At 35.7% G+C, this 19403-nt stretch carries 15 protein-coding genes; 6 read left to right on the top strand and 9 right to left on the bottom strand.

What is annotated here, in order from left to right; all coding sequences use genetic code 11:
- Positions 1 to 22 precede the first annotated feature (22 nt).
- Positions 23 to 925, bottom strand: a complete 903-nt coding sequence (locus tag V6255_RS15820) for a LysR family transcriptional regulator (protein WP_025563921.1) — start codon at positions 923 to 925, stop codon at positions 23 to 25.
- A gap of 304 nt (positions 926 to 1229) precedes the next feature.
- Here V6255_RS15820 and V6255_RS15815 point away from each other — a divergent pair, with 304 nt between their 5' ends.
- Together V6255_RS15815 and V6255_RS15810 are read left to right on the top strand one after the other, a co-directional pair.
- Positions 1230 to 1979, top strand: coding sequence for a sulfite exporter TauE/SafE family protein (locus V6255_RS15815; protein ID WP_341629021.1), 750 nt, complete (start codon positions 1230 to 1232; stop codon positions 1977 to 1979).
- Between the two features lie 272 nt (positions 1980 to 2251).
- On the top strand, positions 2252 to 2776 hold the full coding sequence (locus tag V6255_RS15810) for a M48 family metallopeptidase (RefSeq protein ID WP_341629020.1): 525 nt from the start codon (positions 2252 to 2254) through the stop codon (positions 2774 to 2776).
- Between the two features lie 438 nt (positions 2777 to 3214).
- On the opposite strand, the gene V6255_RS15805 is transcribed toward V6255_RS15810, so the two are convergent.
- The 8 genes from V6255_RS15805 to mnmC form a co-directional block, all read right to left on the bottom strand.
- Positions 3215 to 4285, bottom strand: a complete 1071-nt coding sequence (locus tag V6255_RS15805; protein ID WP_341629019.1) for a two-component system response regulator — start codon at positions 4283 to 4285, stop codon at positions 3215 to 3217.
- 39 nt (positions 4286 to 4324) lie between these two features.
- A complete protein-coding gene (locus tag V6255_RS15800; RefSeq protein WP_341629018.1) occupies positions 4325 to 4690 on the bottom strand; it encodes a response regulator in 366 nt (121 codons plus the stop codon).
- Entirely contained in the window at positions 4665 to 5855 is a 1191-nt protein-coding gene (locus V6255_RS15795) for a sensor histidine kinase (protein WP_341629017.1), read from the bottom strand. Before V6255_RS15795 ends, V6255_RS15800 begins: the two co-directional genes overlap by 26 nt.
- Before the next feature lie 818 nt (positions 5856 to 6673).
- Entirely contained in the window at positions 6674 to 7744 is a 1071-nt protein-coding gene (oleD, locus tag V6255_RS15790; protein ID WP_341629016.1) for a 2-alkyl-3-oxoalkanoate reductase, read from the bottom strand.
- A 282-nt stretch (positions 7745 to 8026) separates the two neighbouring features.
- Positions 8027 to 9736 (bottom strand): olefin beta-lactone synthetase, encoded by a 1710-nt coding sequence (gene oleC, locus V6255_RS15785; protein WP_341629015.1) that lies wholly within the window; start codon positions 9734 to 9736, stop codon positions 8027 to 8029.
- Positions 9737 to 10618 carry an alpha/beta fold hydrolase gene (locus V6255_RS15780; protein WP_341629014.1) on the bottom strand — a complete coding sequence of 294 codons (882 nt, stop codon included), beginning with the start codon at positions 10616 to 10618 and terminating at the stop codon, positions 9737 to 9739.
- Between the two features lies 1 nt (position 10619).
- Positions 10620 to 11669, bottom strand: coding sequence for a 3-oxoacyl-ACP synthase III (locus V6255_RS15775; RefSeq protein WP_341629013.1), 1050 nt, complete (start codon positions 11667 to 11669; stop codon positions 10620 to 10622).
- Positions 11670 to 11823: 154 nt separating this feature from the next.
- A complete protein-coding gene (gene mnmC / locus V6255_RS15770) occupies positions 11824 to 13881 on the bottom strand; it encodes an FAD-dependent 5-carboxymethylaminomethyl-2-thiouridine(34) oxidoreductase MnmC (RefSeq protein ID WP_341629012.1) in 2058 nt (685 codons plus the stop codon).
- Between the two features lie 113 nt (positions 13882 to 13994).
- Between mnmC and fabB the strand changes: the two genes are divergently transcribed.
- The 4 genes from fabB to V6255_RS15750 form a co-directional block, all read left to right on the top strand.
- Complete coding sequence (gene fabB, locus V6255_RS15765) at positions 13995 to 15209, top strand: beta-ketoacyl-ACP synthase I (protein WP_341629011.1); 1215 nt, start codon at positions 13995 to 13997, stop codon at positions 15207 to 15209.
- A 70-nt stretch (positions 15210 to 15279) separates the two neighbouring features.
- Complete coding sequence (locus V6255_RS15760; protein WP_341629010.1) at positions 15280 to 16419, top strand: 4-phosphoerythronate dehydrogenase; 1140 nt, start codon at positions 15280 to 15282, stop codon at positions 16417 to 16419.
- A gap of 9 nt (positions 16420 to 16428) precedes the next feature.
- Entirely contained in the window at positions 16429 to 17442 is a 1014-nt protein-coding gene (locus tag V6255_RS15755; RefSeq protein WP_341629009.1) for an aspartate-semialdehyde dehydrogenase, read from the top strand.
- Positions 17443 to 17566: 124 nt separating this feature from the next.
- Positions 17567 to 19403, top strand: a 1837-nt coding sequence (locus V6255_RS15750) for a FimV/HubP family polar landmark protein (RefSeq protein ID WP_341629008.1), incomplete at its 3' end; no start/stop codon positions are given.

Below are 19403 nucleotides of genomic sequence, written 5' to 3'. Positions count from 1 at the left end.
TATTTAGATTTTTTGAAGCAGCTTATGACGCTGCTTCAAAAAATGATTCGATATGAGCGGAAAATATATCTGCAATGCGTCGTGGCTCTAGTCGACTGTAATGTATAAGTACAATATTAAGTGGGTCGACTTTATCTTTGATTGGTTTAATCACCACCTTGTTACCATTATAGGTGACCGTAGATTTGGGTTTCAAGTTTAATACGGAAACACCTAAACCACTGGCAACAAATGTTCTTACAGTTTCAAATGATGTGGTGCGGTAACGAATATTGGGGGATAATTTCTTTTTTGCAAACAGCGAGATGAAATAGTCATTTGTATAAGGCAGGTCCATTAAAATAAAAGGGCGTTGCACAAGTTCTTTGAGCTGTACTTCATCTTGTTGTGCGAGAGGATCATCGATTGGTAATAGGGCATAGGGTTCTCTTGATGCAATATATTTTGTTTTCATTGATTTAGGGATGTTTAAATCAAAAGTTAATGCTAGCTCTACTTTACCGCTACTGAGTGCATCAAAAATGGCCGCTTGATCTAAGTCGTGAATGTGGACATTGATATCAGGGTATTTTTCTTTAAATGTTCTAATAATTTCTGATAAATAATTGGAGCCTAAATTCATAAAGAAAGCGATAGAAATGTTGCCGACAAGTTGTGATTTAACCGCGCTTGTTGCAGCGCGAAATGACTCAGCATGCCTTATCAGTATTCTCGCTTCTTCTAACACTTTAATGCCTTGTGTTGTTAATCGGATACCTTTGGAGGGATAGCGTACAAATAATTGTAGATCGAGCGTTTTCTCTATTTCTATAATAGCAGCTGAAATACTGGGTTGTGAGATATGAAGTTTGTTGGCGGCCTCAGATAGGCTGCCACACTCCGCAGCTGCAATAAAATAACGAATAGGTCGTAGCTTTATATCCATGCTTTTTGTCCTAATTATTTGAGCTTAATATGGTTAAATCCTATATGAAATGCTATTGGGTTTAAACAATAATTAATGGACATTCACTCACGTTAAGATATTTTGTGATTTTTAGTCATAAAGGTGAAGTGATAAAGTTTGATGTGATGGCCTAACACTTTATTAAATACTTTACTTAAATAAGGTTTAGTATAACGAGTGAGTGTGATTTTCGCATGTTTACGCTCTGTTTTTTGAGTGTTCCTCAAAGGTTTCATGGACAATAATAAACCATTTTATTCATCATTTTTTAGTTGAGATTTCTATGCATGATATTTCTATATGGCTTCTTTTCGTATTTGTTGTTGGAAGCTACGTTCAAAGTATAACTGGGTTTGCGTTTGGTTTGATTGTGATGAGTGTTGCTGCGTTATTTTCTCTCGTACCATTAGAGGTCGCCGCCTTTTCTGTAAGTGTGTTGAGTATGGTGAATGCAGCAACAAGTTTATATGGTGGGGTATGGAAGCAAGTTAATGCAAAGAACTTCATTGTTTACTTCGTTGCTTCAACCCCAATGATTGCAGTTGGAGTTTATTTATTGAATTTTTTCGGAAGCAACGCTTTGCACTGGCTGCAACTATTATTGGGCATAAGCATCATTCTGGCTTGTTTAATGAGCCTAGTGAAGCCTAAGAAAGACATCAAACCCTCACGACCTTGGGTGTATTTTGTGTTTGGTGGTATTTCAGGGATATTTGGAGGCTTGTTTTCAACGTCTGGACCACCTATTTCTTATTTAATGTATCGTCAACCTATTGCTTTGAGTGTCATTCGCGCAACATTACTCAGCGTTTTCTTCCTTTCTTGCCTACTACGAATTGTTATTATGGGAGTCGGCGGTCAAATTACTGAGTCAATGCTTTGGGTTAGTTTAGCGGGTTTACCATGTGTATTTATTGTCGCAGTATTGAGCAAGCGCTATCCTCCTAAAATATCACCTCAAGTGATTAAACGTATCGCGGTTGTTTTATTATTATTATCTGGCGTTAGTTTGTCTTTAAAAGCTTTACTTTAATTGCATCTTTTAAAAGCAAAAAGTGTATTAGATTTGTAAAGGTCAGCGTCAAAGTTAATGGCCTATTTATAGAAGCTCGATATAAATAAACTCGATATAAATAAACAGGTCGAGCTACTTGTTAGGTATTAGCGAGGTAAGCAATAAAATTGGCTACTTCTATACGATTAATATTTTATTATTATTTTCAACTTTCTTTAAAACGAGTTTAGCTAATGCATAATCAATAAGTACGTTATAATTTCATTCATTATTTTTATTAAGATTCAATTATGTCTAGATCATTAAAGCAACCAACATCACTTAAGTACCTTTCTGCATATTCTCCCCAGGTACAGTCACAAATACAAACAATGCTCGATCAAGATAAGTTGGGCGCATTCTTACTTAAAAAGTACCCAGAGCAGCATACTATTAATAATGATAAGTTATTACGGGATTATGTAATGGAGTTGAAAAATCGTTATTTACGTAAGTCATCACCGCTTAGTAAAATTACTTATGATAAGAAGATTCATGTTGTTAATAATGCGTTAGGTCTACATACTTTTGTTTCTAGAGTGCAGGGCAGCAAGTTAAAAAGTAAAAATGAAATTCGGATTAGTGAGCTATTCAAGACTGCACCTGAAGCCTTTTTAGAGATGATAGTCGTACATGAGTTGAGCCATATCCGTGAGAAAAATCACGATAAAGCGTTTTATAAATTGTGTGAGCATATGTTACCCGATTACCATCAAATGGAGTTTGAAATGCGTTTGTATTTAACTCAGTTAGAACTTAAAGGCGGCATTTATTAAGCAGAACTTTTGAAGAAGATGTGTTACGCAGTATCGTTTGATTAATTTCTGATGTGGTTACTATCAAGAAAACCGACCGATGGGTTCGCTAGATGACTATTTCATGTCTCAATAACGGTTGATATTACAGTCTCGTCAATTATTATACCGCTATAAATTCCTTACCACTATAAATCTTATTCTTTCAAGCGAGTGACATCGCTACGTGAAAATCCAATGGTGTTAATATTGGCTACACGTAGGAAGTGCCCTAATACCAAAAGAGTTAATAAGGTGATCATTCTTACTGGTTAAAATTACCTCTAACTGCGTTGTGAGTTTTGAAGTGAGGACAACTATCTCCTACAACTCACGCCTTATTAGTGTTAATTTTTCCTGCACAATCCCTGATCACTTATTTAATTCCATTGGTATAAGTCTATTCATAAAAGGCGTAATTCATATTATGTTATCAGCATATTTTTGTTTTATTGTTAAAATCTCTTTTTGTATTGAAAAGAATGCATCAACAACAGTTGGGTCAAAATGACTGCCGCTTCCTTCTTTAATGATGGAGAATGTTTTTTCTTCAGAAAATGGTTTTTTATAGGGCCTTTCAGAGGAAAGAGCATCAAATACATCCGCAATGGCAACAATACGTGCTGCAATTGGAATATCGTTGCCTTTTAAACCATCGGGATAACCACTACCGTCCCATCGCTCATGATGAGAACGAGCAATTATTTCACCTAATTGAATTACTTCGGAATCCGACCCCGTTAGAATTTTTGCACCTACCACAGTATGTTGTTTCATGACTTCCCATTCGGCTGCATCTAACTTTCCAGGTTTCAACAATATGTTGTCGGGTGTCGATATTTTACCAAGATCATGCATACAGGCTGAAAATAATATATTTTCAATGGTCGTTTCATCAAGCCCATAACTTCGAGCAACTGCTTCAGAATATAAGCTCATGCGTTGTATGTGTGCACCGGTTTCTTCGTCTTTGTATTCTGCTGCTCTGGTTAATCTATTAATGGTTTCTAATGAAGCAGCTTTTAGGCTGAGCATTGCTTTTTCTAGAGACTCAGTTCTTGCTGCTACTTCAAGCTCTAATTTTTGTTGATAATTATCTTTTAGATCGTTGTAATCTTTTATTTTAAGTAAAGACTTTACCCTAGAGCACAGTTCATTTTTATCTACTGGTTTAGTAATAAAGTCATCACATCCTGCATCAATGCCTTCGACTCGCTCTTTTGTTTCACTTAACGCAGTGATTAGAATAATAGGAATATATTTTGAAGATTTGTCGTTTCTTATTTTTCGCGTGACTTCAAAACCACTAATGCCTGGCATCATTACATCCAGTAAAATTAAGTCAATTGATTGATTGTCTAATATATCTAGTGCTTCTTGGCCTCTGGTCGCTGTTATTATTTTATATCCTTTAGGTTCTAGATAAGCTTCCATTAACTCAATATTCATTGGGTTATCATCAACAACTAAAATAACGGAACTGTTATTCATTTATTTCTCCATGTGTGTATTAAATAAACGTGTTTAGTGTTATTTAATGCATTGGCTCACTTCTTTAGAAAATGTTCGCGTATTTATTGGTTTAGAAATATATGCGCTATCGGATATGCAAAGTAAATGGTCTATGTCAGATTGCAATACAGATGCGGTTACAAAAACAATCGGAGTAGAAACCGTATCTTCACTTGATCTTAATATACGAGCCAATTCAGAGCCTGAAATATCAGGCAGTTGAACGTCTAATACAATAACTTGAGGTTTTACCTCTTTAATTAATTGCATTGCATCGTTTGCATTGACTGCGGTATAGACTTCAAATCCAGCTACGATTAGAAGATCTTTTTCGAGTAGCAAGTTATTTGCGTTATCATCAACTATGACTATTTTTGTTTTCATCACGAATTACCGTTGTTGTATGTTTAATAGGTAGTGTTATTTGAACAGATGTGCCTTTTTCATTGCCTTCCGATTCAACTTTTAATTTACCCCCATGAAGCTCAACTAATTTTTTTGCTATGGGTAGCCCTAATCCTGTTCCCTCTGTTACACGAGAATAGGGGGTTTCTATTCTAAAAAAACCTTCAAATATTTTTTCGATATTTTCTAAAGCAATACCAATTCCTGTATCCCATAATACAATCTGAATTTCAGTGTCTGTTTGCGTTGCTTTAATGCCAATTTCGCCACCATCGGGTGTAAATTTGATAGCATTAGAAAGTAGGTTGTAGAGAACTTGTTTAATTTTTAATGAGTCAGCTTGAATATTCTTTAAATCTTTTGAGATATCTATGATCATTTTAAGATTTTTTTTATTCGCTGTATCTTTTATCAACCCCGTTATCTCGTACAAAATTTCTTGAATTGGTAATTCAGAAATAGAAAGGGTCATTTTTCCGGCTTCAACTTTAGCCATGTCTAATATTTCGTTTATTAACAATAAAAGGTGGTTGCCGCTTACTAATACATTTTTAACATATTGTTTTTGTTTGTCATTTAATGGGCCAAAGGTTTCATCATAAAGCACTTCTGAAAAACCATTAATAGAATTGAGAGGAGTTCTTAATTCATGTGACATATTTGCTAAAAATTCTGATTTAACTTGCGCTGCTCTTCCTAAATCTTTCGTTAGTATTTCTAGTTCTTTGTTGGCTTTAACTAGTCCCTCTTGAATTGCATTTCTTTCAGTAATATCTTCAATAGACAGTAAAATTATGTGATCTTTTGATTGCGAATGTTCAATTTGTCTCGCATTTAGTAACATAGTACGCCAACCGATAGTGGTAAAATCATGTTCTACCTTGTATCCGTCAAAACTGGTTTTTTGTGGCAGAATTGTTTCTAGTAAATCCCTTAACTTTGGTATATCCCATTGATTATTACCTAAGTTATAAATTAATTTTCCAATCGTATCTTTCGGTTCAGCTCTAAAAAAATCATAGAATGATCGACTAGCTGTTATTACTCTTAAATGTTGATCCATCACGATTAATGGTTCTCTAACCGTGTTAACAATACTTTCTGAATATTCTGGCAATTCTGTTTTGGTACTTATTTTTTCCACTTTGAAATCCTTTGTACCATAAGGTTTGTTGCTGTTTATGAAGTAATGTCACTTTAAATAAAGAAGCTAGAATGATTAACTATTGTACGATTTTATTTTGTGTAACTTTTTATAAAAAACAATAGAGCTCCACTTTTAATAAGTATTTTAATGAAGAATTTTTGATGTTTATGCTGTATGACAGTAGATAGTAACTATACACTAATAGCAAGGAATTGATTTTTTAAAAGCCTTAAGATTGATAAAGTGTCCAGTTCAATTAGACCAGAATATGCTTACATTTTTAAAGCGTAAATCTAATACCAATCACACTAATTAACTGATCTATTTTACTTGTTAAAACAACTTCTACCAATGGAATTAAATAAGTGATCAGAGATTGCGCAGGAAAAATTAACACTGATAAGGCGTGAGTTGTAGGAGATAGTTGTTCTCACTTCAAAACTCACAACGCAGTTAGGGGAGATTTTAACCAGTAAGAATGATCACTTTATTAATTCTTTTGGTATTATTTATTCGTTGTAAATTTCGTAAAGAAAACAGCCATTAAAGAATTAACATCTTTTGGTTAATTCTCCGACAGACGATTAACGAAGTTAATCTTCGAAAGGCCTCAATTTACGTCTTAAACTAAGTCATTTTCCTGCGCAAAATTTAAAACACTTATTTAATGTAATCAGTAAAACGAATTGGCTCATTTATATCTTAAAGCGCACGACAAACCATTTAGTCATTGTTTGAACACATATTGTTAGGTTATCAGCAGCTTCAATTTGAAATGCTTATCCCTTACGGAGTTAGACTCAAAAGGGGGGAATTTATTGAGTGATTAAGTATTGTTTTAATTGTTTCATCCCTTCATCAATAGTCACTAATGCTTGGTAATCAAAGTCTTGTTTTGCGGCACTTATATTGAAGTAGTGGCTGGTTGATAGCTGCCTTGCTACAAAACGTGTCATGATAGGTTCATTCTGATTGCTTGTTCTTAAATACCACCATTCTAATAGCGTGCCAACAAAATAAGCAATGCCGCTAGGAACTCTTGCTGTGACATTAGGTAAGTTAGCAACCGTTAATATATTGTTTAACATGTCAGCCATGAGAATAGGTTGGTCATTACTGATAAAATAGGCTTTGCCTGCACAACGAGGTGTGGGTTTATTTAACTCAAGTGCTGCTAATAAATGTGCGTAGACAGCATTATCAATATAAGTAGTATCAACTAATTTATCTACTTTCCCGACTAATTTTAACTTTCCTGCTTTAGCTCGTTCGATCACTCTTGGGACTAAATGAGGATCGCCAGGACCCCAGATTAAATGTGGCCTTAAGGAAACCGTGTTAAGTTGGGCTGAATTACTCTCTATTACAGTTTGTTCTGCGATTGCTTTAGAGAGGCCATAAAAATTTAGGAATTGCTTTGCGTAGGGCTGTGATTCATCAATGTTATTTTCGTCTTCACCACTGAATGTCACGCTGGGTGTACTGGTATAAACAAGATGTTTTATGTTGTGTTTGTGACAGCCCGCTATAATGTTTTCTGTGCCAGTGACATTCGGTCCAAAGTAACTGGCTTTATCACCCCAAACTCCCGCTTTTGAAGCCACATGGAAAACAAGTTCACAACCTTGCATTGCCTTGATAACGGATTGTTTATTTTGTAAATTACCTTGAATTAATGTCACTCCCATTGCGTTTAAATGAGGGTATTCACCACGCGCAAAACCAACTACTTTTATGTCTGCGGCTCGGAGAAATCGACATAGCGCAGTACCTAAAAACCCACCTGCACCGGTAATAAATACACTGCTGACTTGTGCCTTTAATGTATTCAAAATATGTTGGTGTTGAGGTAGCAGCTCAGATAGTAGAGGGCGGTTGTCTGTCATTGTGTTTCTCTTTGTTGATTATCTTTTTATGTGAGACTGACTAATACCAAAAGAATTAATAAGGTGATCATTCTTGCTGGTTAAAATCCCCCCTAACTGCGTTGTGAGTTTTGAAGTGAGAACAACTATCTCCTACAACTCACGCCTTATTAGTGTTAATTTTTCCTGCACAATCTCTGATCACTTATTTAATTCCATTGGTATAAGTATGTTGAGTCTAACACTTTAATTTGAGTGTTTTTTCACTTGTTTTTATTGAATTTTTTATTTCATTCTCAATATTTAGACTTGTGCCTGAGCCCATACTGCTAATTTTTCTCTAAATATTTTGGCGTTGTGGCGAATATCCATTGGGAATTCCTGATGGATATAAAAAAGCGCTATACCTTGCGTTTGTTGATGTTGGTTTGCTATGTCGAGTAATTCATCAAATAATTTTTGTTGGTCCACCTTTTTACTTTTTTCTATTTCAATACAAAGTGCAGGTGTTGTTTTACCATTAATATTGACACTCACTAATGCACTTCGTTTAAGCATTTTATGAGTGTTAAATATTCGTTCACAGGGAATCGAATAATAGGGTTTATCAACGTTAAGATGATTAGATTGAACTTGATGTGCTTTGCGGCCACACATCCACAGCTTGCCTTTGTCATCTAAATAGCCAAGATCGCCCATGCGATGACGGACACTGTTACCCTCTTTTATCTTAGCTTGTGCCGTTGCTTGATCTCGATGATAGTAACTCGCACTGACTTGAGGGCCTTTGACTACAATTTCACCAATTTCAAAAGTGGGTAATAATAAATCATCATGCCAATGCTTGATGTCTTTCTCTGTAATCTTAATGATTGCTATGTCTACATTTTCAATTGCGGAGCCTACACAGATACCGCCGCCTTGATCGGTAATATTCGTTGTATTAAGCAACTGTTGGCTGCCTATTTTACTAATAGGTAATGACTCGGTCGCACCGTATGAGTTAATAACTTCAGCGGTACCCGTCAACATCTTACTAAAGCGATTTATAGAACTAAGAGTCGCCGGGGCGCCTGCAGAAATAACGCGTTTTAAGCTGGGCAAAGTGTGTTTCTCTTTTTGGCCTGCTTGTCCTAGTACTTCAAGTAACGCTGGATTTGCAAATAGATTAGTACATTGATATTTGTTAATGGCAGCAAAAATATAATGCGGATTTGCCTTTATAGGCTGACTTGCATCCATGTCAGGTACGATTGAAGCCATCCCAAGTGCTGGACCAAATAAGGAGAATAAAGGAAAAGTCGCTAAATCAGCTTCTCCCATTTGTATACCATAATCATTTTTTAATACAGTAATTTGCGCTTCAAACATGCTGTGGCTATAAACAACACCTTTAGGCGTGCCTGTGCTGCCACTGGTAAATAAGATGGCGGCTAATTGATGCTGGCTTAGTTGTTGTATTAGATATGGCTTAGTGCGTGGATATTTTTTTAATAAGCGAGATAACTGTTGGCCACCAAATAGAGCAGGACCATTCACATTGATAATATGCTTGATGGTTTTTTTACCCCAAGCAAATAACAATCTAGCTAAATGTGCTTTTGGAATACCAATAAAAACATCTGGTTGTGATTCTTCAAAACATTGTTTGAGGTTTTTAACGCCCATTCCAGGGTCGACTAAAATAGGCACAATACCCGCTTTAAATAATGCAAAAGTGAGATTAAAAAAAGCGATACTTGGTGTGACCATTAGTACCGCTTTATCGCCAGCTTTAATACCAAATTGATTTAAAGCATAAGCAATGTCATCACTTTGTTGGTGTAGTTCTACAAAGGTTAACTCTTCATAAGTTAACCCTTTTAGATCTTTTTTCTGCACACTAACAGCAAGGTTGTTGGGAAAGTTGTTTGCAGCCGCCACTAAGTGATGGCACAAATTTCCTTTGTTGCTTTTTGTCTTGGTCTTTGTATTGATTCTGTTGTGCTTTTTTGTTTTACTCGGGTTGGACATTTATGGGTTTTTATCCATAAATTTTTGCACAATATTGATCACTTCATTACTTGCATCTTCAAGAATATAGTGACCACAATCAGAAAATTCATGCACTTCAGCATGTGGCATTTTTTGCTTCCACATTTCTAAAAAGTGTTTATCAAAAACAAAGTCCTGTAATCCCCAACAAATAACTGTGGGTATAGTTTGAAAATGTTTCAAGCTACTATCTATATTCTCAACTAACTGGTAATTACGATCTTCTGGCGATAATGGAATATCTTGAACAAATCGTAGCGTAGAAATACGGTTCTTCCAAGAGTTGAAAGGGGCGACATAAGCTTTACGAATGGTTGCTGGCATTGCTTTACGCTTAACGCCGACATAAGACGCTATTGATGAAAACGCATTGAAACCACGTACTAGCGCAGTGCCTAAATAGGTATTTCTACAAATCCACAAGGGAATAGGAAATTTCTTTGTTTTTGGTAAGTTGAATGCAGCTGTGTTTAAAATGACTAAACGTTTTATGCGGTCTGGGTAGCGAGCGGCGTAGCCCATACCAATCATTCCACCCCAGTCATGCACAACCAAAGTGATATTTTGTTTTATATCTAAATGATCTAATAGCTTTTCAAGGTCGTTAATACGTTGGTTTAATGTGTAATCATAATCGGCATCTGAAGGTTTGTCAGACAGGCCACAACCAATATGATCTGGTACGATACATTGATATTGATGACTTAACTCGGTTACTAAATTACGGTAGTAAAAAGACCAACTTGGATTACCGTGCACCATCACAACAGGTTCACCTGAACCTTCATTCAAGTAATGATATTTCTGACCATTTAAGTCTAAGAAATTTCGTCTGAAAGGAAATAAACTATCAAAATTCATACTACCACTCCAATCCAAGCATCATGCAATTCAAACCGCTGCCTATTCCTAAAAAGCTGACATTATTGCCTTTCTGTAGGAAACCTTGTTCATCCGCCAATGCCGCTGTTACAGGCAACGATACTGTGCCCATATTGCCTAAATATTGAAACGTTGGGTATTCTTTTTCAGTGGGAATACCTAATGCTGCTAACACTTGTTTTTGGTTAGCAGAGCCCACTTGATGACATATTACTTTATCAACACTGCCAATCGTCCATTGTTGTTGTGTTAAAAAATCTTTCCATGTATCTAAAGCTAATGCAACACCTTCTTTAAGTAAAGGTACCGCATTAGTACGCATGAATTCACGATGTAATTTGAGTCCCACTTCTTGTAAGCCCCATTTACATAAGTCATGATGTTCTGGTGCTGAAAGGTGGCTTGCACCTAAAAGTTTATGCTGACGATCATTTTTAAGTGGTAATGAACCATCAGTCAATAACACTGCAACAGCACCAGAGCCACCAGTTAAAGTCGCAAGTGATTGAGAGAAATTTTGAATGCTTGGATTTGACAACATATTGTCAATGGTAATATCGACAATATGACGAGCAGATTCACATGAAACTACTAAACCAGCTTTAATTTGGCCTAATTCAATGCGATTTGCGATGTCTAATATACCTGACAACACACCTAAACATGCGTTGCTAATATCATAAATGGCAGTGCTTCTATTAACACCTAATTCTGCAGCAATTCGACAAGCGGTAGCTGGTTCGTGTTGATCACGACAAACGCCAGTGTAGACAACTGCACCAATATCATCGACATTGATGCCTGTTTCATCTAATGATTTTTTAGCCGCTTCTATTGCACCGTCGGATAAACGGTGATCACTTGACCACCATCTTCTTTCTTCAATTCCAGTTAATGCGGCTAGCTGGCCAGCAGGAATTCGTAGTTTTTGATACAATGGTGCCAGGCGAGATTCTAAATCTTTACTTGTAACCACTTCTGGGGCTAGTTGATAAGCCATGCTATTAATATAAACGCGGGAATATTTCATTAAGCTGCAATTTTTCTCTTTAATTTTTTAAAAAGGACTATTTTATTCAACCCTTAAACCGGAGCAGTAGATTACCGTAAATTGTGCTTTTAACAAAGTCCAATCCTGATCTCACTTCTAATTACTACTAATTTATGTATAAACAGCCTATTTTTTAATCTTTTAAGGGTTTGTTTTTACGTATATAGTTTATCCATTGTCGTGGAATTTGCATCTTTTTATATATGTTTTTATCTATAGGTAAACTTTCATTATTAATTTCGCTGGCTAATAATTCCGCTAATAAAGGGGCACTACATAAACCTCTTGAGCCTAATCCTGTTAATAAATAAACCCCAGGTAATGCTTTTATGTTTTCATCGCTTGACGAGGTAAGTTCATAATCTTGCTTTAATTGATTGTAATCTGTTAAAGATCCAACATAAGGGAAATGATCCCTCGTTGTACAGCGTACTCCTATATGCGCTTGGTCGTTAACTGTAATTGAGTCAACCCAGGGTTTGTTTGCAATACACTTCTTGAGTTTTTGATGATTATCCGTTTGTTCCGACTCTCGATATTCAATATCTTGATCATGGCGTTTAAAGGTTGCTCCCATACAATGCTCTCCTTTAATATCAGGCGTTAAATAACCTTCATGACAAAGCGTTCGTTTTAATGGGGATAATGCAGAGTTAGTTTTAATATGACTTACTTGACCTCTAGCAGCAGATAGAGGAACTGCACGACACTGAGAAAATGTTAAAGTATCAAATCCAGCAGCAATCACTAAGGCGTTATGTGTGTATTCTTTTAATTCAGTATTTGAATTTAATGTATTAGTGACTTCTGCTTGTAACATCCATTTAATTAATCTAGATCGTTGTCCATCTAAACTTGGTTGTTCAGAAAAGGTCTTAATTTGATGCTGATAGTGAATCGTTATATTGCTAAATTCATTTAATTTTTTATGCAAAGAAGTAATAACTTCTCTTGGACTTAACCAACCACCTGTTGGATAAAATAATGCAGAGTGGTCAATACTCACACCCGCCAACTCATTAGTTACTTTAGGTGTTATCCAATGAAGTAGCTGCTCTGGTAATTTAGCATCGTGTATCTTTTGCAGTTTCTTTGTTGAACTCTGATCATAAGCGAGTTGGATAACGCCATTAAATTCGTGAGCAAAAGGGTATTGGTGATCAATCTCTTTATAAAAATTTAGGGCATATAAATAAGCGTTTGCAAATAACTGACCTAACTCATCATGCTGTTGGTTTAATAAAGGATAGAGAGCACCTTGTAAGTTACCTGATGCGCCTGTGCCTAAGTGGTTATCTTTAGTATAGATAGTGACTTTATTACCACGTTTTGCCAAAGACAATGCGGTACATAAAGCTGAAATACCACCGCCTATGATGGCAACATCTTTAATATGAGTATGAGACTGATGAAGTGACGTTGAAGATTCTTGATTAGCAGGAATTCTGTTCATTTCCCCCAATAAAATTTCACCTTCTTGCTGGTATCCTTTATCAATTTTTATATTAAAACCTGATTGTATTAAAGACTTTCTAACCAAGCTTGTTGCTGTTAAAGCACTTAATGTGGCTTGTCTTTTAGAGTGTTTAGAGAGGTTATCAAAGAATGTTTGATGTGCCTTTGTTGAGTCTTTACTGAGATACAATTTATTAATGAACCAAGCATCAGCTATTCCACCATGACATTTATTTATATTATTGAGTTGTTGGTTCGTATCGCCAAACCACAAATCTAATAATATTTGTCCGTTATTAAAAGACAAACGATGGCAACCAATAAGCTTCATTGGATATTGTTCAATCAATGGTTTTATTACATTAGCAAACTGCGGAAATTGCTGAAGGACATTGGTAAGCGCTTCAATACTAAGAGGGTATTGTTCAAAACTAATATAATGTAATCGTTGAAGCGTTACATCGGGATAATGCTTATTAAAGTTTATGAATTGTTGTGCTGTATTGATAAAGTTAATTGCACGTTCAAACCCTATCTCAACAATGCAAAATAGGGGGCTTGAAAACGATTCCCACCTTTTAGGTAATAAATTCCCGTCACAAAATACATATTGAGATATGTTAATTGCTTCATCTTTGTTAAAATAAGCGCTATCAAATTGGTTTGAATGTGCTTCTAACTGATCTGACCAGTAAAGTTGTGATTGCTTAATTATATTGTTTTTAGCTTGAGACAAGTTATATTCCTCTATATATGCGATCATATTTTATAAAAGTCAGGTTGATTTAAGAAAATTGGTTCACACTTGATGATCATATAATTAGTCCCTCAAGCAATAAAGGCTTAATAATGAAAAGAGCAGTAATTACAGGTATCGGTATTGTTTCTAGTATTGGTAACAATAAAGAAGAAGTTTTAGCATCACTTAAAAGTGGCCAGTCAGGCATTACATTTTCTGAGCAATTTAAAGAAGTGGGAATGCGTAGCCAAGTTTGGGGTGATTTAAAAATCAATCCTTCTGAGCATATTGACCGTAAAGTAATGCGTTTCATGGGTGATGCAGCTGCATACACTTATTTGTCAATGCAACAAGCAGTTGCTGATGCTAATTTACCAGAAGACATGGTTTCAAATGTGCGTACTGGTTTAGTAGCCGGCTCTGGTGGTGGTTCTTCAAAAAACCAAGTTGATGCATGCCAAATCATGAAAGATAAAGGCGTACGTCGTGTTGGTCCTTATATGGTTCCACGTACGATGGCGAGCACTACTTCGGCTTGTGTCGCGACACCATTTAAAATTAAAGGTATCAACTACTCAATGAGTTCTGCTTGTGCAACAAGCTCACATTGTATTGGTCACGCTCTTGAACAAATCCAACTTGGCAAACAAGATATTGTTTTTGCCGGTGGTGGTGAAGAGTTAGATTGGACAATGGCTTGTGAGTTTGATGCGATGGGCGCACTTTCAAGTAAATATAATGAAACACCTGATAAAGCATCTCGTACTTATGATACAAAACGCGATGGTTTTGTAATCTCAGGCGGCGGTGGCATGGTTGTTGTTGAAGAACTTGAGCATGCACTTGCTCGTGGCGCTAAAATTTACGCAGAAATCGTAGGTTACGGCGCAACGTCAGATGGTTACGACATGGTTGCTCCATCTGGTGAAGGTGCGGTACGTTGTATGCAACAAGCACTTTCAACAGTTGAAGGTAAAGTTGATTACTTAAACACTCACGGCACATCAACACCGGTTGGTGATGTTAAAGAGTTAGAGGCAATTAACATTGTATTCGCTGATGGCGCTCCAAAGATTAGCTCTACTAAATCTCAAACTGGCCATTCATTAGGTGCAGCTGGTGTTCATGAAGCTATTTACAGTTTATTAATGATGGAAAATGATTTTATTTCTGCTTCATGTAATATCGATGAAGTTGATGAAAAAGCAGTTAATCTTCCAATTGTTAAAAACAAACCTGAAGCAGCTAAATTAGACATTGTTATGTCTAATAGTTTTGGTTTTGGTGGAACAAATGCAACATTAGTATTTAAACGTTTCAAATAAGATGTCGTTTAATGCATAAAAAAGGAGCCTTGGCTCCTTTTTTTCGTTTGGTTATAAGTCAGGATAAATAATGAAAATTTACATTGATGAAAATGTTCCTTATGGTAAAGATTTCTTTGAATCTTTTGGAGAAATCATTACTTTTTCTGGACGTAATGTAACGCCTGAACAAGTAAAAGATGCAGATATATTATTAGTTCGGTCAATTACAAAAGTTGATCAAACGCTATTAAGCCTAAATGAAAACATTAAGTTTGTTGGCACCGCTACGATTGGTACTGACCATATTGATTTAGATTACTTAACTAAACGTAACATCGCATTTAGCAGTGCACCTGGCTGTAATAAAATATCAGTCGGTGAATATGTATTAAGTGCTTTATTAGTATTAGCTGAAAGTAAACAATTTGAATTAATCAATAAAACCGTTGCTATTGTTGGTGCGGGTAATACAGGTAGTGCAGTTTATCAATGCTTAACTGGATTAGGCGTTCGTTGTAAATTATATGATCCACCTTTACAAGCATCAGGAGACAGCAGAGAATTTTGTAACTTTTCTGAGGTTTTACAATCAGATATTATCTCTTTGCATGTGCCTAAAACAATGAAAGGGCCATTTAAAACGTTTCATCTATTTGATGAAACAGTATTGCAGCAACTTAGCCCACAGCAAATATTGGTTAATGCTTGTCGTGGTGAGGTGATAGATAACCAAGCGTTATTGAAGTTAGCAAGAGAACACAAAACCCCTACATTAGTGTTAGATGTTTGGGAAAATGAACCCAATATTGAGAAAGCATTGTTGCCTTTTGTCGCATTAGCGACGCCACATATTGCTGGTTATAGTTTAGATGGGCGCGTGCGTGGAACAGAAATGCTCTATCAAGCGCTTTCTAAACATTTAAAAAATGAAGCAATTTTAAATAGTACCGACTTTATGGTCAAAGCTAAGATTAGCCAAACTGATATTCAATCACCTTTAACCTCAGAATTATTAAAATCTTTAGTACATTTGATATATGATGTGCGCAGAGATGATGCCTTATTCAGAAGTAAAGTTAATCAAATAAATGGTTTTGATCAAATGCGTAAAAATTATCCTGAACGAAGAGAGCTTTCTACACTTTCGCTTAATTTTACTGATCCTACCCATCAGAATTCTCAAACAATCAATTTGAACAAAATTGGTTTTACCGTTAAAAATAAATAAAAGGTCAACATGAACAAAGAATATAATATTGCACTTATTGGTGAAATTGATGGTTGTATTGAAACGACTTTAGAAGTGTTATTAAAACGTGATTTTGCCATTAATAACATTTTTCCTTTAAGTATCGGAGAGTCAGAAACTACTTCTCTTATGTATTCAGGTAAACCAGTTGATGTATTAGAAATTGATTCATTTGATTGGCAACAAGTTGATATCGCATTATTTCTTGCTGATCGAGATGTTGCACAGCAATGGATTCCTATTGCAAAAGAGCATTGTGTTGTTATCGATATTAGTGGTTATTATTTAGAAGATGCTACGGTACCTTTAGTACAAATGGGTATTAACGATGATAATATTGCGCGTTACACTGAATCAAATATTATTGCTATTCCAAGCCCTGAAACAGCACAATTAACATTAGCGATTAAACAAATACATCAAGAAGTTGGTATTAAACGTGTGACGGTTGCAGGTTATCAATCAGTATCATGTATTGGTAAAGTCGGTGTGAGTGCCTTAGCGAGTGAAACTGCACTTTTATTGAATGCTAAAGGCATTGAACAAAAAAGATTTAAACAACAAATTGCTTTCAATATTGTTCCGCAGATTGATGAATTTAACGAAGATGGCATTACTTTTTCTGAATTACGTTTAGCAGCTGAAACAAGGCGTTTATTAAACGATCCTGAAATGGTGATTTCTACTACGCAAGTGGTTGTTCCAATGTTTTATGGTTGTTCACAAGCCGTCCATATTGTTACACATTATCCAGTAGAGCTTGAAGAAGTGGCTAATGCATTACATCATAGTGACAATATTGTATTGGCTGAATCTGTTGGCGATTATGCAAATATGATCGATGACGTTGTTGGGAATGTTGAGGTGCATGTTGGACGTTTACGTAAAGATACCTGTGATGCAGCAGGTATTAACATGTGGGTATGTGCAGACAATATTCATTATGGTATTGCAACAAATGCAGTGTTAGTAATGGAAAAGTTAGCCTATACTTATTTATAAGTAGTATTTTGATGGGCTAGATCTCAAATCTAGCCTTTTCTCTTGTTTTAAAAGATCTTCTATTGATTGTCCTAGTTTATTATATAAATAATATTGTTTTGCTTTTCCCTCACAAGGATCGTTTATGAATCGCATTTTACTTGGTCTTGTTTGTTGTTCACCGTTATTTTTTAGTGTACCCGTACAAAGTGTTGAGTTAATTGGACCTAATGATGAAATTCAATCACCGCAGCAACAAACAGTTGAAGCAACTCCTGCCTCTACGGCTGCCTCAGTTACACAAATAAATACGCCAACTAAATATGGGCCAATCAAAAGTTCTGAAACATTATGGTCAATTGCAACTAAGCTCCGTCCTAATAATAATGTATCTGTTTATCAAACCTTAGCGGCTATTTATAAATCAAATCCTTCTGCTTTTCGTCAGGGTGATATCAATAAAATAATTGAAGCATCAGTAATCAATATACCCAGCCCAGCACTTATTGCACAACAATCAAATACTGAAGCTTATGCACTATTAAAACCGACACCTAAAGTAAGTCAAATAACTAATCCCGCACCTAAACCTCGTGTAATTACGGCAGTTCAGCCAGTACCGGTTGATGTTCCTAAAAAAGTAGAGACTTCGTTTGTTCCTATTGATGAGCCAAATAATGATCTACTGAAAAAAGATTTAGAAGATAAACAGCTGACTTTAATTCGAAATGAGTTACAAGTGGCTGATCAAGAAAAAGAACTTGAATTGCTTAATGAACAGTTAATTGTTGCAACTGAAGCGAACCAACGTTTAAAACTAAAATTACAACCTTTAAGTGATGAAATTACATCACTTTCAGAACAAGTAGCAGAAGATGTCAAGGTACAGAAAGAACTACAAGCACTAATTGATCAATATAAAGCACAAATTGATGCTATTGAAGAGCCTCCATTCAGTGGTCCTGGTATTTTAAATACAATTTTACGTGTCATTAGCTCATCAACTTCCATGTTAATTTTTGCCATTTTATTTCCATTGTTATTATTAACAGGCATATTCCTACTCATTTTACGTCTAAAATCTAAACGTGAACTAGCGTTACGTCAACAAGAGCTGGCTGAATCTACAGCAATTTTAAGCGAAGAAAAAAGCGAGTTTGATACGTTATTAGATGATGATTTAGATATACAACCTTTATCTGAAGAGCAAGAAGATAGTGACTTTATAGTAGATGTTTCAAGGGATGAACCTGAAACTACATTAATGGATGATAGCAACGCTGAAGATAATGGTGATGAAAAAAGTAACGTTGAAGAAAATACAGCCGAACAAATAAATGAAGTTGAAGAGGTAATAGATTCTGAATTAATCGATCAAGGTACGTCCGACAATCAGCCAGAAGAGGTTAATTCAAATGATCTAGACTTTGACCTTGATGCCATGATCGATGGTTCAGACGATGTCATTGATTTATCAGAAGCTGATTTAAATTTAGAAGGTACTGACCAAAAAGACTTAGATTTAGCAGCACAATGGGAATCTGAACTTGCACAAGCAGAGCTTGAAGAAAATAATGGTGTTGAACAAGAAACAACAACAGAACCTTCTATCGATGAAGTAGAAGAGTTAGATCCTACTTTCTCTGAGAGTGAACAGGAACCTATTGAACTTGATATACCAGAAGACAATGACGAAGTTGCAACAGATTTAGAAAACGATGTTGAAGAAGTAATTGAAACAGTAGATGAAGTTACAACAGATTTAGAAATCGATGTTGATGCAGTAATTGAAACAGTTGCACCAGATATAGACGCTGACGTTGAAGAGATCACTGAAACGGTTGAAGAAGTTCAGCCAGATATAGAAACTGATGTTGAAGAGATCACTGAAACGGTTGAAGAAGTTACATCAGATATAGAGCCTGATGTTGAAGAGATCACTGAAACGGTTGAAGAAGTTCAGCCAGATATAGAAACTGATG

The organism is Psychromonas arctica (assembly GCF_038155225.1).
GTDB lineage: Bacteria > Pseudomonadota > Gammaproteobacteria > Enterobacterales > Psychromonadaceae > Psychromonas > Psychromonas arctica_B.
This window is presented reverse-complemented; position numbering and strand designations above follow the sequence as displayed.

What these genes read in the sequence shown, in the direction of transcription:
- V6255_RS15820 (WP_025563921.1), bottom strand. Translation starts at nt 925, where the DNA reads ATGGATATAAAGCTACGACCTATTCGTTATTTTATTGCAGCTGCGGAG.
- V6255_RS15815 (WP_341629021.1), top strand. Translation starts at nt 1,230, where the DNA reads ATGCATGATATTTCTATATGGCTTCTTTTCGTATTTGTTGTTGGAAGC.
- V6255_RS15810 (WP_341629020.1), top strand. Translation starts at nt 2,252, where the DNA reads ATGTCTAGATCATTAAAGCAACCAACATCACTTAAGTACCTTTCTGCA.
- V6255_RS15805 (WP_341629019.1), bottom strand. Translation starts at nt 4,285, where the DNA reads ATGAATAACAGTTCCGTTATTTTAGTTGTTGATGATAACCCAATGAAT.
- V6255_RS15800 (WP_341629018.1), bottom strand. Translation starts at nt 4,690, where the DNA reads ATGAAAACAAAAATAGTCATAGTTGATGATAACGCAAATAACTTGCTA.
- oleD (WP_341629016.1), bottom strand. Translation starts at nt 7,744, where the DNA reads ATGACAGACAACCGCCCTCTACTATCTGAGCTGCTACCTCAACACCAA.
- oleC (WP_341629015.1), bottom strand. Translation starts at nt 9,736, where the DNA reads ATGTCCAACCCGAGTAAAACAAAAAAGCACAACAGAATCAATACAAAG.
- V6255_RS15780 (WP_341629014.1), bottom strand. Translation starts at nt 10,618, where the DNA reads ATGAATTTTGATAGTTTATTTCCTTTCAGACGAAATTTCTTAGACTTA.
- V6255_RS15775 (WP_341629013.1), bottom strand. Translation starts at nt 11,669, where the DNA reads ATGAAATATTCCCGCGTTTATATTAATAGCATGGCTTATCAACTAGCC.
- fabB (WP_341629011.1), top strand. Translation starts at nt 13,995, where the DNA reads ATGAAAAGAGCAGTAATTACAGGTATCGGTATTGTTTCTAGTATTGGT.
- V6255_RS15760 (WP_341629010.1), top strand. Translation starts at nt 15,280, where the DNA reads ATGAAAATTTACATTGATGAAAATGTTCCTTATGGTAAAGATTTCTTT.
- V6255_RS15755 (WP_341629009.1), top strand. Translation starts at nt 16,429, where the DNA reads ATGAACAAAGAATATAATATTGCACTTATTGGTGAAATTGATGGTTGT.